General features: G+C 49.6%; 11 protein-coding genes. 8 read left to right on the plus strand and 3 right to left on the minus strand.

The features are described from left to right. Window positions 1–67: 67 nt before the first annotated feature. The 3 genes from HKN79_02640 to HKN79_02650 are packed head-to-tail and all read left to right on the plus strand — an operon-like array spanning window position 68 to window position 2,808. The gene (locus tag HKN79_02640) at window positions 68–739 is read left to right on the plus strand and encodes a DUF4290 domain-containing protein (GenBank protein ID NNC82447.1); all 672 of its coding nucleotides are present in this window, start codon (window positions 68–70) and stop codon (window positions 737–739) included. A 6-nt stretch (window positions 740–745) separates the two neighbouring features. Next, a complete protein-coding gene (murA, locus tag HKN79_02645; GenBank protein NNC82448.1) occupies window positions 746–2,059 on the plus strand; it encodes a UDP-N-acetylglucosamine 1-carboxyvinyltransferase in 1,314 nt (437 codons plus the stop codon). A 44-nt stretch (window positions 2,060–2,103) separates the two neighbouring features. After that, window positions 2,104–2,808, plus strand: coding sequence for a hypothetical protein (locus HKN79_02650; GenBank protein NNC82449.1), 705 nt, complete (start codon window positions 2,104–2,106; stop codon window positions 2,806–2,808). A gap of 3 nt (window positions 2,809–2,811) precedes the next feature. Here the strand turns inward: HKN79_02650 and HKN79_02655 are convergent, their stop codons facing one another. Both HKN79_02655 and pruA read right to left on the minus strand, forming a co-directional pair. Next, window positions 2,812–5,241 (minus strand): T9SS type A sorting domain-containing protein, encoded by a 2,430-nt coding sequence (locus tag HKN79_02655; GenBank protein ID NNC82450.1) that lies wholly within the window; start codon window positions 5,239–5,241, stop codon window positions 2,812–2,814. A gap of 86 nt (window positions 5,242–5,327) precedes the next feature. After that, the gene (gene pruA, locus HKN79_02660; GenBank protein ID NNC82451.1) at window positions 5,328–6,956 is read right to left on the minus strand and encodes an L-glutamate gamma-semialdehyde dehydrogenase; all 1,629 of its coding nucleotides are present in this window, start codon (window positions 6,954–6,956) and stop codon (window positions 5,328–5,330) included. 116 nt (window positions 6,957–7,072) lie between these two features. Here pruA and HKN79_02665 point away from each other — a divergent pair, with 116 nt between their 5' ends. Next, complete coding sequence (locus HKN79_02665) at window positions 7,073–10,219, plus strand: hypothetical protein (protein ID NNC82452.1); 3,147 nt, start codon at window positions 7,073–7,075, stop codon at window positions 10,217–10,219. On the opposite strand, the gene HKN79_02670 is transcribed toward HKN79_02665, so the two are convergent. Then, the gene (locus HKN79_02670) at window positions 10,209–11,501 is read right to left on the minus strand and encodes an Nramp family divalent metal transporter (protein ID NNC82453.1); all 1,293 of its coding nucleotides are present in this window, start codon (window positions 11,499–11,501) and stop codon (window positions 10,209–10,211) included. The two genes, HKN79_02665 and HKN79_02670, sit on opposite strands and share 11 nt — an antisense overlap. Before the next feature lie 43 nt (window positions 11,502–11,544). Here HKN79_02670 and HKN79_02675 point away from each other — a divergent pair, with 43 nt between their 5' ends. Genes HKN79_02675 through HKN79_02690 form a run of 4 tightly spaced genes read left to right on the plus strand, consistent with a single transcriptional unit; the run spans window position 11,545 to window position 17,432 of the window. After that, window positions 11,545–12,000, plus strand: coding sequence for a MarR family transcriptional regulator (locus HKN79_02675; protein NNC82454.1), 456 nt, complete (start codon window positions 11,545–11,547; stop codon window positions 11,998–12,000). Continuing rightward, the gene (locus HKN79_02680) at window positions 11,997–14,402 is read left to right on the plus strand and encodes a 3-hydroxyacyl-CoA dehydrogenase/enoyl-CoA hydratase family protein (protein NNC82455.1); all 2,406 of its coding nucleotides are present in this window, start codon (window positions 11,997–11,999) and stop codon (window positions 14,400–14,402) included. The genes HKN79_02675 and HKN79_02680 overlap by 4 nt, the downstream gene beginning before the upstream one ends. Before the next feature lie 40 nt (window positions 14,403–14,442). Then, the gene (locus HKN79_02685; protein NNC82456.1) at window positions 14,443–15,618 is read left to right on the plus strand and encodes a thiolase family protein; all 1,176 of its coding nucleotides are present in this window, start codon (window positions 14,443–14,445) and stop codon (window positions 15,616–15,618) included. Window positions 15,619–15,635: 17 nt separating this feature from the next. After that, window positions 15,636–17,432, plus strand: a complete 1,797-nt coding sequence (locus tag HKN79_02690) for an acyl-CoA dehydrogenase (GenBank protein NNC82457.1) — start codon at window positions 15,636–15,638, stop codon at window positions 17,430–17,432. Window positions 17,433–17,470: the final 38 nt, after the last annotated feature.

Consider the following 17,470-nt stretch of genomic DNA (forward strand, 5'->3'; position numbering starts at 1 on the left):
TAATGTTACTTTTGCTTTTGTCTAATCTGCCTCGACCTGCATCTACGGTGAGGCCTCAATCAAGATCATGGATCTAGAATATAACACGGCACGGCCGGATCTCGTACTTCCCGAACATGGAAGAAATGTGAAGAAAATGGTCAACTATGCGTTGAGCGTAGAAGACAAAGAAGAAAGAAACAAAGTAGTGAACGCCATCATCAAGGTGATGGGTCAGCTCAATCCACAACTCAGGGATGTTGAGGATTACAATCATAAACTCTGGGACCATCTTTTCATCCTTTCGGATTTCAAACTCGATGTAGATTCTCCCTATCCCATCCCTACCAAAGAGACATTCGACACCAAGCCTGAAAAGGTGTCGTATCCGAGCGGTAGCATTCGTTACGGTCATTACGGGAAGTCTATCCAGGACATGATAGATACCATCCCACAGATCGAGAAAGAAGAAGATCGCAAGAATGCCATCAATACGGTGGCCAACCTGATGAAGCGATTCTATCTCACCTGGAATAGGGATGCTGTAGAGGATGAAGTGATCATCAAGCAGTTCAATGAATTGGCCAAAGGCACTGTTACGATCACAGGAGATGACATCGAGCTACTAGAACACAAAGACGTTCAATTACGCAGCAGTGTGACCCAAAGGAGCAGTAACAGAGGCCGAGGTAAAGGAAAAGCGTCCAGCAATAGAGGCCGGAAGAACGGAAGCAAATCGCGGAATTACAGAAGACGCTGATCATCCATGGGTTCATTCAAAGTTGTAGGAGGGCGTCAATTGAAAGGGGAGATCACTCCTCAGGGTGCCAAGAATGAAGTCCTACAGATACTATCAGCCGTACTACTCACTCCTGAAGAAGTCACAGTACACAACATTCCTGACATTGTTGATGTCAACAAACTCATCAGTCTTCTCGATGCATTAGGCGTTGAGGTCACCAAACTCGCTCAGGGAAGCTATCGCTTCAAGGCAGAGGAGGTCGATATCGATTACCTGCATTCAGAGGAATTCAAGGTCAAAGGAGGAGCCCTGAGAGGGTCCATCATGATCGTAGGACCACTTCTCGCACGTTTCGGAAAAGGCTACATACCCAAGCCGGGTGGAGATAAGATAGGTCGCAGGAGACTGGATACACACTTCATCGGATTCGAACGATTGGGAGCCACCTTCACCTACGATCGTAAAGAGCATTTCTACAAGGCAGAAGCAGAAGGCAAGAAACTGAAAGGGACCTACATGCTCCTGGATGAAGCCTCGGTAACAGGTACGGCCAACATCATCATGGCCGCGAGCATGGCCGAAGGGACTACACAGATCTACAATGCAGCCTGTGAACCCTATATCCAGCAATTGTGCAGGATGATCAACTCCATGGGAGGCAAGATAAGCGGACTGGGATCCAACCTTCTATCTATAGAAGGAGTGGATTATCTGGGAGGATGCGAGCATACCTGTCTACCTGATATGATCGAGATAGGCTCATTCATTGGAATGGCCGCCATGACCGGTAGTGAGATCACTATCAAGGATGTCAAGTACGATCAACTCGGGCAGATACCCAATGTCTTCAGACGCCTAGGCATACAGATGGACCTGAAAGGCGATGACCTGTTCATCCCTGCACAGGATCATTATGAGATCGATACCTATATAGACGGCTCCTTGCTTACGGTCGCAGATGCACCCTGGCCCGGATTCACTCCAGACCTCTTAAGTATCGTACTGGTCACGGCCGTGCAGGCCAGAGGCTCGGTCTTGATCCATCAGAAGATGTTCGAGAGCAGATTGTTCTTCGTGGACAAGCTCATAGACATGGGCGCGCGCATCATCCTCTGTGATCCGCATAGAGCGACTGTGATCGGATTGGATAAGCAGAGTCAACTACGAGGGATCGAGATGACTTCTCCCGATATCAGGGCCGGTGTATCGCTACTCATCGCTGCCTTGTCAGCTCAAGGAGAAAGTACGATCCACAATGTGAATCAGATCGATAGAGGATATCAGAATATCGATACGCGACTTCAGGCTATCGGAGCCGATATCACAAGAATCGACTGACCGGAGTGGCCTTAGTGTCCATTTAACACTATCTTTGTAGTGCTATGAATCAAACTGTATCTGAGGATATCGGGCTGTTCTTCAATGCCGCTTTCTCCATCGACTTGGTGCTATTCACCTATCACGAAGGCCGTATCAAAGTCCTTTTGCAGAAGAAGGAAGAGTCGGGTGCTTCTCAAGAAATGGCCTTGATCGGTCAACTCATCCAGCCTTCTGAAGACACCAAGCAGAGTCTCAATCGACTGGCTGAATCCAGATTGGGTCGTTCCGATTTCTATCGTAAGCAATTGCGAGCTTTCACCGAACTAGGCCGCCATCCGATGGGCAGAGTGGTGACAGTAGCCTACTATGGTCTGGTCACCTATGACACCATTGCTACGGATGAGCGATTGGAGTGGCACGATATCTATAAAGCTCCGCCCCTCTCCTATGACCATGACAAGATCCTGAAGGTAGCGATTCACCGCTTCAAGAAAGGGCTTCTCCGTCACGCGACCGTGTTCGAGATGCTTCCCAAGGAATTCATTCTGAAAGAAGTATTGGATATCTATGAAGTGGCATTCCAAGAGAAGCTGGACGCACCCAATTTCAGGAGACAACTGATGACTTCAGGTCTGATCAAACCTGTGGGCGAACTGCGTGCCATGAAAGGCCAGATGGGTCGCAGACCGCAGGTCTATATCTTCGAAAAGGACAAATACTCTCAGAAAAAGAAGAAGATCAACATCGGATTTCATCCGATCGCTTGAACCTTAGTTCTTGATAAAAGAGGTATTCTCTACCAAGCGTCCATTGCCGCTGCGGAATTCCAGGCTGTAGGCTCCTGCTGAAAGACCTGAAACATCGAGAATCGATTCTTGCCCTCTATCGATCATCCGTTTCTCGCGGAAATGCACCTTTCCACTCATGTCGATGATGCTCAGATCGAATTGACCGGTCAATTCGGTACGCAGGTGCAATCGATCAGTGGCCGGGTTGGGAAAGATTTCGAAGAGCGTCTCGTCTTCCCATTCGCTCAGTCCCACATTCAATTCGATATTGGCGAATGCATATTCACCCGCGATCAATGAATCCACCTTGATCTGTCCGTTGCCATTGTCACTTCCCGCTTGTAGGGTATACCAAGTATAGATGGACCAGGGGTCACTGCTGTCTTCCCGATAGGCCAGTCCTATGGCCGCCTCGGTATCTCCAACCAGATCATAGTCCAAATGGTAGTCTTCTATACCAGTATAGAAGAATCTGCCTTGCAGACTCAAGCCTTCGCTCCATAATCCTCCTACGGTCCAGTAGTGGGTGTTCGAAAGGTCCAATACATCCTCATCCATCAGATGATCATCCGGACCTACCCAGTGATGCTCAGCTCGGTAGAATGCGGAATCTCCAATGTCCAATACCTTGAGTTTCATATCCACCCAAGGCAGGGTCACGGTCAGGGTGGTCTCTGTCAAGACCTCCTCATAGTCCATGCGGGCTTGATTGATACGATTCTCGCCATTGAGCATCCAGTGCAGTGGTTCAAAAGGGGTGACTACGGTGACCTGGTCGAATTCCCCGCTCACAGTGACCGTATAGGAATGCTTCTGCCAATCCGCATCCAAGAAGGTGAAATCCAGAGGAACATTATCATGGAATTGCGGAGCCTCTCTCAGTTTCTGTTGGACGTAGAATGTAGTGACCCACTCATTCCCTACCGGACCGCTGAAGGCAGAATCGATTACAAAGGTGCTGAAGCCAGGTGCGTAAATGTGGTCTTCAAAGAAATCGGTCATATCCACCCCCGTAGAATTGCTCAAAGCAGAACGGTATTGCTCAGGACTGAAATGACCCAGGTAGAATGAATCCAACACGGCTTGTGTACCTGCTCTGAACAGACTATCCCCCAGATATCCCCTCAAGGTATGCACCTGTGCCGCTCCTTTGTAATAGGTGTGTCGTCCATAGATCACCTCATCCGGAATGGGGGAAAGGGGAAAGAACCCTCCATCATCCACATGAGCGCTTTCCAGCACGAAATGCTGGTTGTCCTTGACTTCAGCAACGAAGGCTTCTGTGCCTGAGTGCCATTCCCGCATGAGATGTTGGCTATATTCTGCATGCCCTTCTTTGAGCCACATATTATTATGGATATCAGGTGACGTCATATCCCCCCACCAGAGATGACCGAGCTCGTGGGAGAGCAGACCATCATTGGCTACGGTGTTCTGGCTCATCATGGTCTGTGGATAGGCGATATTGGTCGCATGTTCCATTGCTCCTACAGTGGTCATGACATAGCCCACTTTGTTCCAGATATACGGTCCAAACCAGTATTCCAATGCATCGATGGCGCTGGGAAGATTCTGAAAACGGGTCTCCATGGACTCCTCTTGGGCTGCTTTGCATTTGAGCTCCACAGGGATGGTTCCATAGGCACCCTCATGATCATAGGCTATGGTCACATAGTCTGATGCAGCAATCGCACTCAGATAGGTAGGAATGGGAATGGAAAGGTGGTAATGACTGAGTATGCTATCTCCTTCCAAAGTGGTCTCACTCATCAGTTCTCCCTGACATCGAGGTATGAAGCCGTCATCGGATAGTACATAGAAATCATAGGTCGCCCGCTCTACGAAGGTGTCGAAGCACGGATACCAGACCTTCCCGAAATTCGGTGGGATGGTGCTCAGGCCTATTCCCAGATTGTAGATGTAGTTGTTCTCGAAGTAGAAACCTCCCCACTGAGGATCCTGATGAGGCTGTCCCTGATACCAGATATTCAACTCGAAGTCCTGATCGATGATGGTAGTCTCAGGAAGTTGTATGCTCAGATTCTGTCCTTCGATGACATTGGGTACGTGATCGAAATCGATTAGCTCCCCATTGTAGGTCACGCTATCCACGGTCAAGGCATAGAGATCCAGGTTGATCACATTCACCCCATCCATACGCGGACGTACATCGATCACCGTATTGGCCTTGATGTATTCTCCATCATAATCCGTGATATCGATATGTATCTCATAGTGTAGCAGATTGAAGGTGTCGCTCCGCTGATTGCTCTCGTTCAGCAGGTTCTTCTGCGCATCGGTCAAGACCTTGGGGCGAATGTGCTTGTGGGTCTGATGGCACCCCCAGCGTTCAGGCTGCGCATATGACATGGTGACACATAGGAAGGACAGAAGAAGCAAGAGCAGACGCATGGATGCTAGGATTGATATAGGACGAAAATAAGAATAGGGCCACCCAAAGGCGACCCTATTCTTCAATCACTTCTTGTGAGCCTAGCTCACTTCTCCAAGAACGGATAGCGATAATCCGTAGAAGGGACAAAGGTCTCCTTGATGGTCCGGGCATTGACCCATCGGAGTAGATTCAGATACGAACCGGCCTTATCATTGGTACCCGATCCTCTAGCTCCTCCAAAGGGTTGTTGACCGACTACCGCTCCGGTAGGCTTGTCATTGATATAGAAATTACCTGCCGCATTCTCCAATATACTGGTCGCCTCAGCGATGGCATAGCGGTCATTGGAGAAGATAGCACCGGTCAGTGCATACTCGCCTGTCTTGTCTACCAGATCTAGGGTCTTCTTCCAGTCTTTCTCATCATAGACATAGACCGTCACTACCGGTCCGAATATCTCTTCGCACATGGTCTTGAATCGAGGATCCTCGGTACGGATGACAGTAGGTTTGATAAAGTAGCCTTTGGAGTCATCATAGGTCCCCCCTACAAGTATCTCTGCCTTTTTGGATTTCTTGGCATAGTCGATAAAGGAGCTGATCTTTTTGAAGGCCTTCTTATCGATGACGGCATTGATGAAATTGCCGAAATCCTCAGGTGAACCCATCTTGAAGGACTTCACATCCTTGACCACCCGTTTGAGGATCGCATCGGCTGTGTTGGAAGGCAGATACACCCTTGAGGCCGCACTGCACTTCTGCCCTTGGAATTCGAAGGCGCCTCTGGAGATGGCTGTGGCCACTTCGTCCACATCAGCACTCGGATGCGCTACGATGAAGTCCTTCCCTCCGGTCTCACCTACGATACGAGGATATGAGCGATAGGTAGCGATATTATCCCCAATGGTCTTCCAAAGGTGTCTGAACACTCCAGTAGAACCTGTGAAATGGAGTCCCGCAAAATCGGCATGAGAGAAGACCACATCACCGATCATAGGCCCATCTCCATAGATCAGATTGACCACTCCATCCGGAAGACCAGCTGCTTGGAAGAGCTCCATGATCACCTGTGCCGAATAGATCTGAGAGTCGGCCGGTTTCCAGACCACCACATTGCCCATCATGGCCGGAGCTGCACTCAGATTGGCTGCGATAGAAGTGAAATTGAATGGTGAAAGCGCAAAGACAAATCCTTCCAAGGGTCGGTAATCCATGCGATTCCAAACTCCGGGTGCTGACTCAGGCTGTTCGGAATATATATCCGTCATGTACTGCACATTAAATCGGAAGAAATCGGCCATTTCACAAGCCGCATCTATCTCTGCCTGATAGGCATTCTTGCTTTGAGCTAGCATGCTGGCGGCATTCATTCTCGCTCTGAACGGACCCGCCAGTAGATCTGCGGCTTTCAGGAATATCGCTGCCCGTTCTTGCCAAGGCATATTTGCCCAGGCCGAGCGTGCTTTCAGTGCAGCGCGAATTGCTGCAGTGACGTGCTTCTTTTCCGCTTTGTGATACTTTCCTAGAACCAATTTGTGATCATGGGGCGCAGTCATCTTGGCGGTCTTACCGGTCTTCACCTCTTCAGCACCGATGTATAAAGGTGCCTCGATAGGCTTCTTCTTCATGGCCCGGTAGGTCTTCAATAATTCTTTGCGCTCTGGACTTCCAGGGGCGTATGAGAGTACGGGCTCATTGACTGCTACGGGAGGAGTGAAATATTCGTTGGACATGATACGATCTATCAGTTTTTTATTTGGGAGTCCAAAGGTAGGATTATGGCTATCATCAGTACGTAACTCTGAGATGTGATCGCTTACTTATCTATATTCACCCGAGCTTGACCGATATGCGTGTTCTTCGATTGAAATCCTTTGTCATTTTCCTATCCGTACTCTGGGTGTCGGTATGCTCAGAGTATCACGCACAAGGACTGGAGATCCAGTTCGATCACCTGGGTGTGCGGGATGGGCTTTCTCAAGCCACAGCGTATTGCATCTATGAAGACCGTCTAGGCTTCATCTGGGTCGGAACAGATGATGGACTGAATCGCTACGATGGATATGAATGCATCATCTTCAGAGAAGATCCACTCGATGAACGCAGCTTGAGCAACAACTCGGTCAATGCGATCCAAGAAGACTCGAATGGGAATCTATGGGTAGGGACCGATCAGGGGCTCAATCTGCTCTTTGCCGAGCGTATGGATTTCAAGACCCACAAATTCGACTTCCATGACCCAGGTAGCCTGAGCTCAAATACAGTCTGGTGTATGACCCTGGATGCCGATGATAGGCTCTGGATCGGTACAGCCAATGGACTCAATCGTTACAGCACCGCGGATAGTTCTTTCACCAAGTACAAATCAGAGGTGGATGACCCTTTCTCTCTTTCCAATAATTCTGTCAATGCACTCTATACCGATAGCTCAGGTACGCTATGGATCGGGACCAATCAAGGGCTCAACCGATGGAATGTTTCTGATGAAAGCTTCGACCACTTCGATGTACCAGGTGATCTGAGTCGATATGGACAGGTGATCCAATGCATAGGCAGTGGTCCACAAGGGGAACTACTGGTAGGCACAAATCAAGGTGTTTTCGTTCTTCAGGACAGTCTGCTCACTCCGTCTGTCTACACCCAAGTGGCCGATATGAAGATCACCGCCTGCCGGACCGACAAGCAAGGCGACCTCTGGATAGGGACCAATTCTGGACTGTATCATTATCTCAAAGGAAGAAGTGAGCCCATCCTACACATCCATGATGAGCAGAACAATACGAGTATCTCCGATGATAATATCAACTATATCCATGAGGACAGCACGGACATCCTTTGGATAGGGACCTATAGCGGAGGTGTGAATCTCTACTATAGGGAGCAACAGCAGATCTTCCATTACGATAATGAGAATCTCGGGAGAACGGTCTTCCCTTCGGACATCGTTAATTGTATCGAGCAGGTATCATTGGGAGAATTCTGGTTAGGGACCGAAGCCGGTATCGGTATACTGCGTGACGCGACCACTATTTCAGGTATACGCACAGCTATTCCTGAAGAACTGAATGGTAAGAGTGTCAAGTGCATTCTCTCCCGTGACGAACTCTTGGCGGTGGGCACAGATCGGGATGGAGTAGTGCTGATAGACCGTACGAACGGAGAGGTGACCACCTTGAGAAGACGAGCAGACGGTACGGGCTTGATCGATGACCGCATCGCATCTTTGGAGTGGTGTGGCGATGATTTGTGGATAGGCACCCAGGGAAGCGGTATCAACATATATTCTACCGTGACCGACAGTCTTACGCGCATCCAATATGCTCCAGCCAGCAAAGGTGGTCTGGCAGATAATCGCATAGTCGACCTTCAGAAACAGGGCACAGAGGCCATGTGGATAGGAACCGCCTCAGAGGGTGTCCAGCGCTACAGTATCGAAGACGGGACATTCACCGATTACGCAGTGCGGCAGGACTCTAGTCGCATGCTCAGCAGTGACAAGGTCCTCTGTATCTATTTCGATTCGGCTGTTCTGTGGGTCGGGACCAAAGGCGGAGGTGTGAATAAGATCGACCTGCTGACCGACCAAGTGCAATTCTACACCACCGAGAATGGACTGGCCAATAATGTGGTCTATGATATACGCTCAGACCATCAAGGCAGACTGTGGATGACCACTAACAACGGAATCTCCGTATTGGACATCGAGAACGAGAACTTCATCAACTACAACGAGATCGATGGACTTGGCAATCAGACTTTCCTTCCCTCTTCCGGTCTCAGTTCAAGGCGAGGTGAGATATTCTTTGGTGGACGCCAAGGTCTGGACATCATTCGCTATCAGGATATCGAGACCAACAGTGTTCTGCCTAAGGTATATTTCACACAGATGCAGGTCTTCGATTCCAAGCAGAACCAGTATGACCCGGATCTGAGTCGCAATCTGGTGCATGAGATCGAGACCATCGAACTTCGACCTGAGATGTCTCTTATTACGCTGGGATTCAGCGGGCTGAACTATAGGAGACCTGAGAAGAATACGTATGCCTATCGCTTGGCGGGTCTTACTGATGAGTGGACCTTTATCGGAGACCGTAGATATGTCACCTTCTCAGAATTGCCCCCTGGGGATTATCAGCTACAGGTCAAAGCGGCTAATAATGACGGAAGATGGTCTGAAGAACCCTCTCAGATCTATCTTTCTATCATTCCCGCCTTCTATCAGACCAATTGGTTCAAAGCCCTCTTGGTCATCTTCTTTGCACTGATGGTCTTCCTTTTCAATCAATATAGATTGCGAAGGGTGCGTTCCGTCAACAGGAAACTGGAGAAGCGGGTCAAACTACGTACGGCACAGATTGCCAAAGAGAGAGATGAGAAGGCCATCCTGCTCCAAGAGATCCATCACAGGGTCAAGAACAATCTACAGATCGTCAACTCGCTGCTCCGGCTCCAATCCCATTATGTGAAAGATGAAGAGGCCTTATGGGCACTGGATGAATCTCAGAATCGGGTGATGTCGATGGCTATGATACATGAGCGCATGTACAAGACCGAGAATCTGGCCAACATCAATATCCCGGATTATATCCGCGATCTGTGTACAGATATCATCAATACCTATGATCTGAGCAACAATGTGACCTTAGACTTGGATATACAGGTGGAGAAATTGAACCTGGATACGCTCACCCCGCTGGGATTGATCATCAATGAGATCAGCTCCAATGCCATGAAATACGCCTTCCCTGATGGGAGAAGCGGAATCTTCAAGATCCACCTCACAGCCATCGAACCCGGTAAGAAGTTCAAACTCATCATCGGTGACAATGGGGTCGGTATGCCTGTGGATCTGAGCGATACCGAGCAGGATTCACTCGGCACCACACTCATGGAATCCCTGAGTGAACAGCTCAATGGGGAACTGAAACGCATGGATGGACCGGGCACCTTCTACGAAATGAACTTCGAGCAGCTCAAGGACAGTCTCACCGAGTAAGGAAGAACAGGCTGAACCCTGTCAAAAAGAGCACACCACAGAAAGCCAGTAGGCGCAGCCAGAGCGGGGGAACGAACTCTGCCGCCACAAAGGGCCGATGCACCAGGATCAGATTTACGATAGCTATGAAGGGAGCGATCAGGAAGGATATGGTCGTGGCCAGGTCTACCAGATCAGGGATGGAAGTGCCCAAGAAGTAGATGATACCAAAGGTGCCTAGCACGAGTATCCATAAGGTGCGACCATAGGTCTTCGAGCGTTCACCCGATCCCTCAGGCCCATGTAGAAGTAGATGGGCCGTATGGTCCATGGCACGTGCATAGCCATCGAGCACTGCGATACTGGTGCCGAACATGATGGCAAAACCGGCAGAGGCCACGATGATATAGCTCCACTCACCGATAGTCGAGGTATACATCGTGATCACCTGATGGGCAAATCCAGCACCACTGGTAGACAATTCTGTGCCTGTATCGTAGAATAGATAAGAGCCCATCGTGATGAAACAAAGGGCTAATAGAGCCGAGATCACATAGCCCAGATTGAAATCGAACAAGGTCTCCTTCAAGGCCGGACGATAACCGGTCTGTCGGATACGGGCCACCGTCCATAGGCTGTTCCAGGTACTGAGATCCACTGCAGTGGGCATCCAACCCATTAATGCGATAAGGAAAGCGATACCGATGGCATCTTCAGGAAGGATGAACTCCAGAGAGATGTCCTGAGCTACCGGGCCATGGGCAAGTGTGAGCACAAATGCGACCACAGTAGTCAAGAGCAGGACACTGGCTATCACTTTGATCAAGGAGTCCAATACCGAAAAACGACCCCGACTCAAAATGATAGCACATACAAGCAGGATCAGTGCTGAAATGATCGCCAGATCCACTCCCGTATGTTGAGAGATAGCAAAGAGATTATCTAAGAAGCCACTGGTCACTGCAGTCACTGCGGCCGAGACAAAGAACATACTCCCTAAGGTTATGAGCGCATAGGTCCACAGGACCCATTTTCCCAGTCGATGATACCCATCCAGTAAAGAAGTTCCAGTCGCATTGGCATAACGCGAACCGAATTCGAAGAATGGATATTTCATGAGGTTGGCCAACACCACCGCCCAAAGCAGTCCGAATCCATAGAATGCTCCTGCACGTGTGCTCTGTACCAGATGGCTCACCCCTATGGCTGTGCTGGCGAAGAGGATTCCTGGACCCAGGGTCTTCCAAATATTGCCTTTGGTCGCTGATTTCACTTTCGCAATATGCCGAGAAATCCCGTTCATCGATTTTATTATGCGTGCATACTTTATTTTCTATTTTTGTACTATGCACGCAGAAGAAACGGTCGACTATCATCTGAGATATGTATGGGCATCCATCTCACGTATGTACAATGCGGAAGCCAGCAAATACAAAGGCACCATGTCCATCGGATATGTGCTTCTCAATATTGATAAGGAAGGAACCCCCTCTACCAGTTTGGGACCCAAGATGGGTATGGAAAGCACCAGTCTTAGCAGAACCTTGAAACGCATGGAGGACCAAGGCCTGATCATCCGTAAGAAAGACAAGAAGGACGGCCGTATGGTACGTATATTCTTGAGTGATCTGGGCATGGCCATGCGCGAGAAGTCCAGACAGAGCGTTCTCCAGCTCAATCATGTCATCAGAGAACAGATCGAACCTGAAAAACTGGATGTGTTCTTCGAAGTCATGAAAAAAATGCAGTTCATCCTCAATCAGGAAGATGTCTTCCAAAACATCTCAAACCAAGAACAATGAATCGAATCATAGATAAGGTCGCAGTATTGGGCTCAGGGGTCATGGGATCCCGCATCGCCTGTCATTTCGCCAATATCGGTGTAGAGGTGCTCCTTCTCGATATCGTACCGCGAGAACTAAATGAGAAAGAAGAGGCTAAGGGACTGAGTCTCGAAAGCCCTCAGGTGCGCAACAGGTTGGTCAATGATGCGCTTCAGACCGCGTTGAAGAGCAACCCCTCTCCCATTTATAGTAAATCATTTGCCTCGCGCATCAGCACCGGCAACTTCGAGGATGACATGCACCGCATCGCGGATTGCGATTGGATCATCGAAGTGGTGGTCGAGCGATTGGATATCAAACAGATAGTCTTCGAGCAGGTTGAAAAGTATCGCAAGCCGGGCACCTTGATCACCACAAATACCTCGGGCATCCCTATCCATATGCTCATAGAGGGACGTAGTGATGATTTTGTGAAGCACTTCTGCGGGACGCACTTCTTCAACCCTCCACGCTACCTCAAACTCCTAGAGATCATCCCTTCGGAGAAGACCGATCCGGCCATCATCGATTTCCTGATGGACTATGGAGCTAGATTCTTGGGTAAGAAGACCGTGCTCTGTAAAGACACACCGGCCTTCATCGCCAACCGAGTAGGGGTATTCGGGATACAGGCCCTTTTCCATCTGATGCCGGAGATGGGTCTGACAGTAGAAGAGGTCGATAAACTTACCGGGCCGGCCATGGGCCGTCCTAAATCAGCCACCTTCCGCACGTGTGATGTGGTCGGGCTCGATACCCTTATCCATGTGGCCAACGGGGTTAAGGAGAACTGCCCGGATGATGAGCGTAGAGAGGTCTTCGAGATTCCGGACTACGTACAATATCTCGCTGATAATAACTGGTTGGGCTCCAAGTCGGGACAGGGATTCTACAAAAAGGTAAAAGACGAGAAAGGGAAAAGCCAGATCCTCGTCTTCGACATCGAAACGAAGGACTACCGCCCTCAGAACAAGGTCAAGTTCGCCACCTTGGAAGCCGCCAAACAAGTGGATGATCTGGCAAAGCGCACTGCGGTTCTCTATTCAGGAAAAGACAAAGCAGGAGAATTTTATCGCAGACAGTTCCATGCCCTATTCGCCTATGTATCCAACCGTATCCCGGAGATATCGGATGAACTCTACCGCATCGATGATGCCTTGAAGGCTGGATTCGGATGGGAGATCGGTGCCTTTGAGAGTTGGGATGCTGTAGGTGTCAAGGCCGGTCTGGAAGGACTGAGCAATGAAGGACTGAGCGCCTCTGCCTGGGTACAGGAAATGCTGGATGCAGGAATCGATTCCTTCTACCGATTGCAGGACGGAGTGCGTCAGTATTATGACATCCCTTCTAAGAGCTACAAGGACATCCCGGGTCAAGAGAATATCATCTCACTCGCCAATATCACAGATGACAAAATACTCTGGAGCAATTCCGGAACCACGATAAAGGATCTGGGTGACGGCATCATCAATATCGAGTTCCATACTAAGATGAATACCATCGGTGGAGAGGTATTGCAGGGACTCAACAAGGCGGTCGACATGGCCGAGAAGGATTATCGCGGACTGGTCATCAGCAACGAAGGACAGAACTTCTCTGCGGGTGCCAATGTGGGTATGATATTCATGTTGGCTGTAGAGCAGGAATTCGATGAGTTGGATATCGCAGTGAAGATGTTCCAACAGACTACGACCCGATTGAGGCATTGCAATATCCCCGTAGTAGCAGCTCCTCATGGACTGACGCTAGGTGGTGGCTGCGAGATATGCCTGCATGTGGACAAGGTGGTCGCTCATGCAGAGACCTATATGGGGCTGGTAGAATTCGGTGTAGGACTCATCCCTGGTGGTGGTGGCACGAAAGAATTCGCCCTCAGATTGGCCGATGAGCTACATGATGGTGACATGCGCATCAACCAGTTCCGCAACCGGTTCTTGACCATCGGTCAGGCCAAGGTGTCTACCAGTGGTGAAGAAGCCTTCGAGTTGGGATATATGCGAAGAGGCCAGGATGAGGTAGTGGTCTCACGCGAGCACCAATTGAGCATTGCCAAAGAGGCCTGTCAACTGATGGCCGATGAGGGATATACCGCTCCCCCACCTCGCAAGGATATCGAGGTGCTTGGAAATGAGGCTTTAGGCGTGGTCTATGTAGGTGCGGATAGCATGAGGAGTGGGAATTACATCTCCGATCATGACCAGCTGATCTCTGAGAAATTAGGATTCGTATTGGCCGGAGGAGATTTCACTACACGCACTGAAGTGAGTGAGAAATACCTGCTCGATCTCGAACGCAGAAAGTTCTTGGAGCTCTGCGCAGAGCGCAAGACCCTGGAAAGACTCCAGAGCATCATCACCACAGGTAAAGTATTACGCAACTGATCGGGTCCTTGAATCCAGGTCATTAAAAATTGAATCAATAATGGACGCATATATCATCAAAGCATATCGCAGCGCAGTAGGAAAAGCCCCCAGAGGTCTCTTCAAGCATATGCGCGCTGACGATCTCGGTGCCAAGGTCATCCAGCACATCATGTCCGAGCTACCTCAGCTGGACCATGAGCGTATTGACGATGTCATCGTGGGCAATGCCACCCCGGAGGCCGAGCAAGGACTCAACGTGGGTCGCATGATCTCACTCATGGGATTGAATACAGAGAAGGTCCCAGGTATGACGGTCAATCGCTATTGCTCTTCTGGACTGGAGACCATCGCCATCGCCAGTGCAAAGATCCACAGTGGCATGTCAGACTGCATCATCGCAGGTGGAGTGGAGACTATGACACCTATCCCCTTCGGAGGATGGAGATTGGTCCCCAATCCCAAAGTGGCCAAGGAACATCCAGATTGGTATTGGGGTATGGGCCTCACTGCAGAAGCGGTCGCTAAAGAGTACAATGTTACTCGAGGTGAACAGGATGAATTCGCTTATCATTCCCAGATGCGCGCTGCAGATGCGCTGGTCAATGGCCGGTTCAAAGAAGACATCGTGCCTATTGAGGTGACAGAGGTGTTCGTCAAGGACGACAAACGCCAAGAGCGCACTTATACAGTAGATACCGATGAAGGAGTAAGGAAGGACACCAGCTTGGAAGCCTTGGCCAAACTCCGTCCAGTATTCGATGCTAAGGGAACAGTGACTGCCGGAAATGCCTCACAGACTTCCGATGGAGCTGCTTTCACCCTCGTGGTATCTGAGCGCATGCTCAAAGAACTCGATGTAGAACCTATCGCTCAGCTCAAGAGCTATCATGTCTCCGGGTTAGAGCCTCGCATCATGGGCATGGGGCCGATGTATGCCGTGCCCAAGGCCATCGAGAAGGCAGGTCTGAAAGCCTCCGATATCGATCTCTATGAGCTGAATGAGGCCTTTGCCTCACAATCTGTGGCGGTGATGCGTGAGTTGGACCTCGACCCTGAGAAGGTGAATGTCAATGGAGGTGCCATCGCCCTTGGTCACCCTCTGGGCTGCACCGGAGCCAAACTGAGCGTACAACTCTTCAATGAGATGCGCAGAAGAAATCAGAAATACGGTATCGTGACCATGTGTGTAGGCACGGGTCAAGGCGCTGCCGGAGTCTATGAATTATTGAATTGATCTTATCCCTAGAAAACATGGAAACAGCAGAACAAAAGAAAAAATTAGCCACCGGAGGTTCGTTCCTTATCGAGGACACACGTCCTGAGGATATCTTCATCCCAGAGGAATTCGGTGAAGAGCACAACATGATCCGTCAGAGTTGTGAAGACTTCATCAATCAGGAGATCATCCCAAACATCGAACGTATCGATGCGATGGAAGAAGGTCTAATGCCTTCTCTTCTGGAAAAAGCGGGAGAATTAGGCATACTCGGCATCTCCATTCCTGAAGAATTGAACGGCATGGGTATGGATTTCAAGACCACCATGCTCAGCACTGAGTCCATCGGTCATGGATTCTCTTTCTCTGTGGCCCATGGAGCCCACACAGGCATAGGGACACTGCCTATCCTCTACTACGGAAATGATGAGCAGAAGCAGAAGTACGTGCCTAAACTGGCGACTGGCGAGTGGAAAGGGGCATATTGCCTCACTGAGCCCAGCTCAGGGTCCGATGCCAATAGTGCTAAGACCAAGGCCGTTCTCACCGAAGACGGGAAGCACTACCTGCTCAATGGTCAGAAAATGTGGATCACCAACGCTGGATTTGCCGATGTCTTCATCGTCTTTGCCAAGATAGATGACGATGAGAATCTGACCGCATTCATTGTGGAACGCAGTTTCGAAGGGATCAGCTTCAATCCAGAGGAGAAGAAGATGGGGATCAAGGGGTCTTCTACCCGACAGGTCTTCTTCAATGATTGCAAAGTACCGGTGGAGAACATGCTCTACGAGCGTCAGAAAGGATTCAAGATCGCAGTCAATGTACTTAACATCGGACGTATCAAGCTGGCTGGAGGAGTCATAGGAGGATCTAAGAGCGCCATCACCTCTTCGGTGAAGTATGCCAATGAACGTCATCAGTTCGGTCGACCGATCTCCAAATATGGGGCTATCCGGTACAAATTGGCCAAGCAGGCCTACTTGACCTATGCCGTTGAAAGTGCCCTGTATCGGGCCACTCAGGATATCGATGATGCCATCAATGAGCGCGTAGAATCAGGCATGAACAAGCAGGAAGCGACTTTGAAAGGAATTGCTGCCTATGCACCAGAATGCGCCATGCTCAAAGTGGCTGGTTCAGAAGTACTGGATTATTGTGTGGATGAAGGAGTACAGATACATGGAGGGATGGGCTACAGTGCAGAAAGCATGATCGAGCGGGCCTATCGCGATAGCCGTATCAACCGCATCTTCGAGGGGACCAATGAGATCAACCGTATGTTGACCGTGGATATGATCCTCAAGAAGGCCATGAAAGGAGAATTGGACCTGATGACCCCGGCCATGGCCGTTCAGAAAGAATTGATGTCCATTCCGGACTTTGGGGATGATAATGGTGAACTCTTCGCAGAGGAGACCAAGTATGTCAAGAACTTCAAGAAGGCCGTACTCATGACAGCGGGAGCTGCTGTGCAGAAACTGATGACACAATTGGGTAAAGAGCAGGAGATCCTGATGAACATTGCTGATATGGCGATTGCTACCTACAATGCGGAATCAGTGCTTCTACGTGTGAAGAAGCTTCTCAAGACCCAATCTGAAGAGGATCTGAAGGAGAAGATAGCTATGGCCAGATTGTATATCTACGAGGCCTCTGAGATAGTCAGAAGATCAGGACGTGAAGCGATCATGAGCTTTGCCGAGGGGGATGAGCAGCGTATGATGCTCTTGGGTATCAAGAGATTCAGCAAGATCCAGCCTTTCAATGTGAAAGAAGCTCAACAGACCGTGGCGCAGGCCATCGTTGAGGCTGACGAGTATTGTTTCTGATACATCCAATAAGCCAAGAAAAAGAGATCCTCTACTAC

It is taken from the genome of Flavobacteriales bacterium (assembly GCA_013001705.1).
GTDB lineage: Bacteria > Bacteroidota > Bacteroidia > Flavobacteriales_D > JABDKJ01 > JABDLZ01.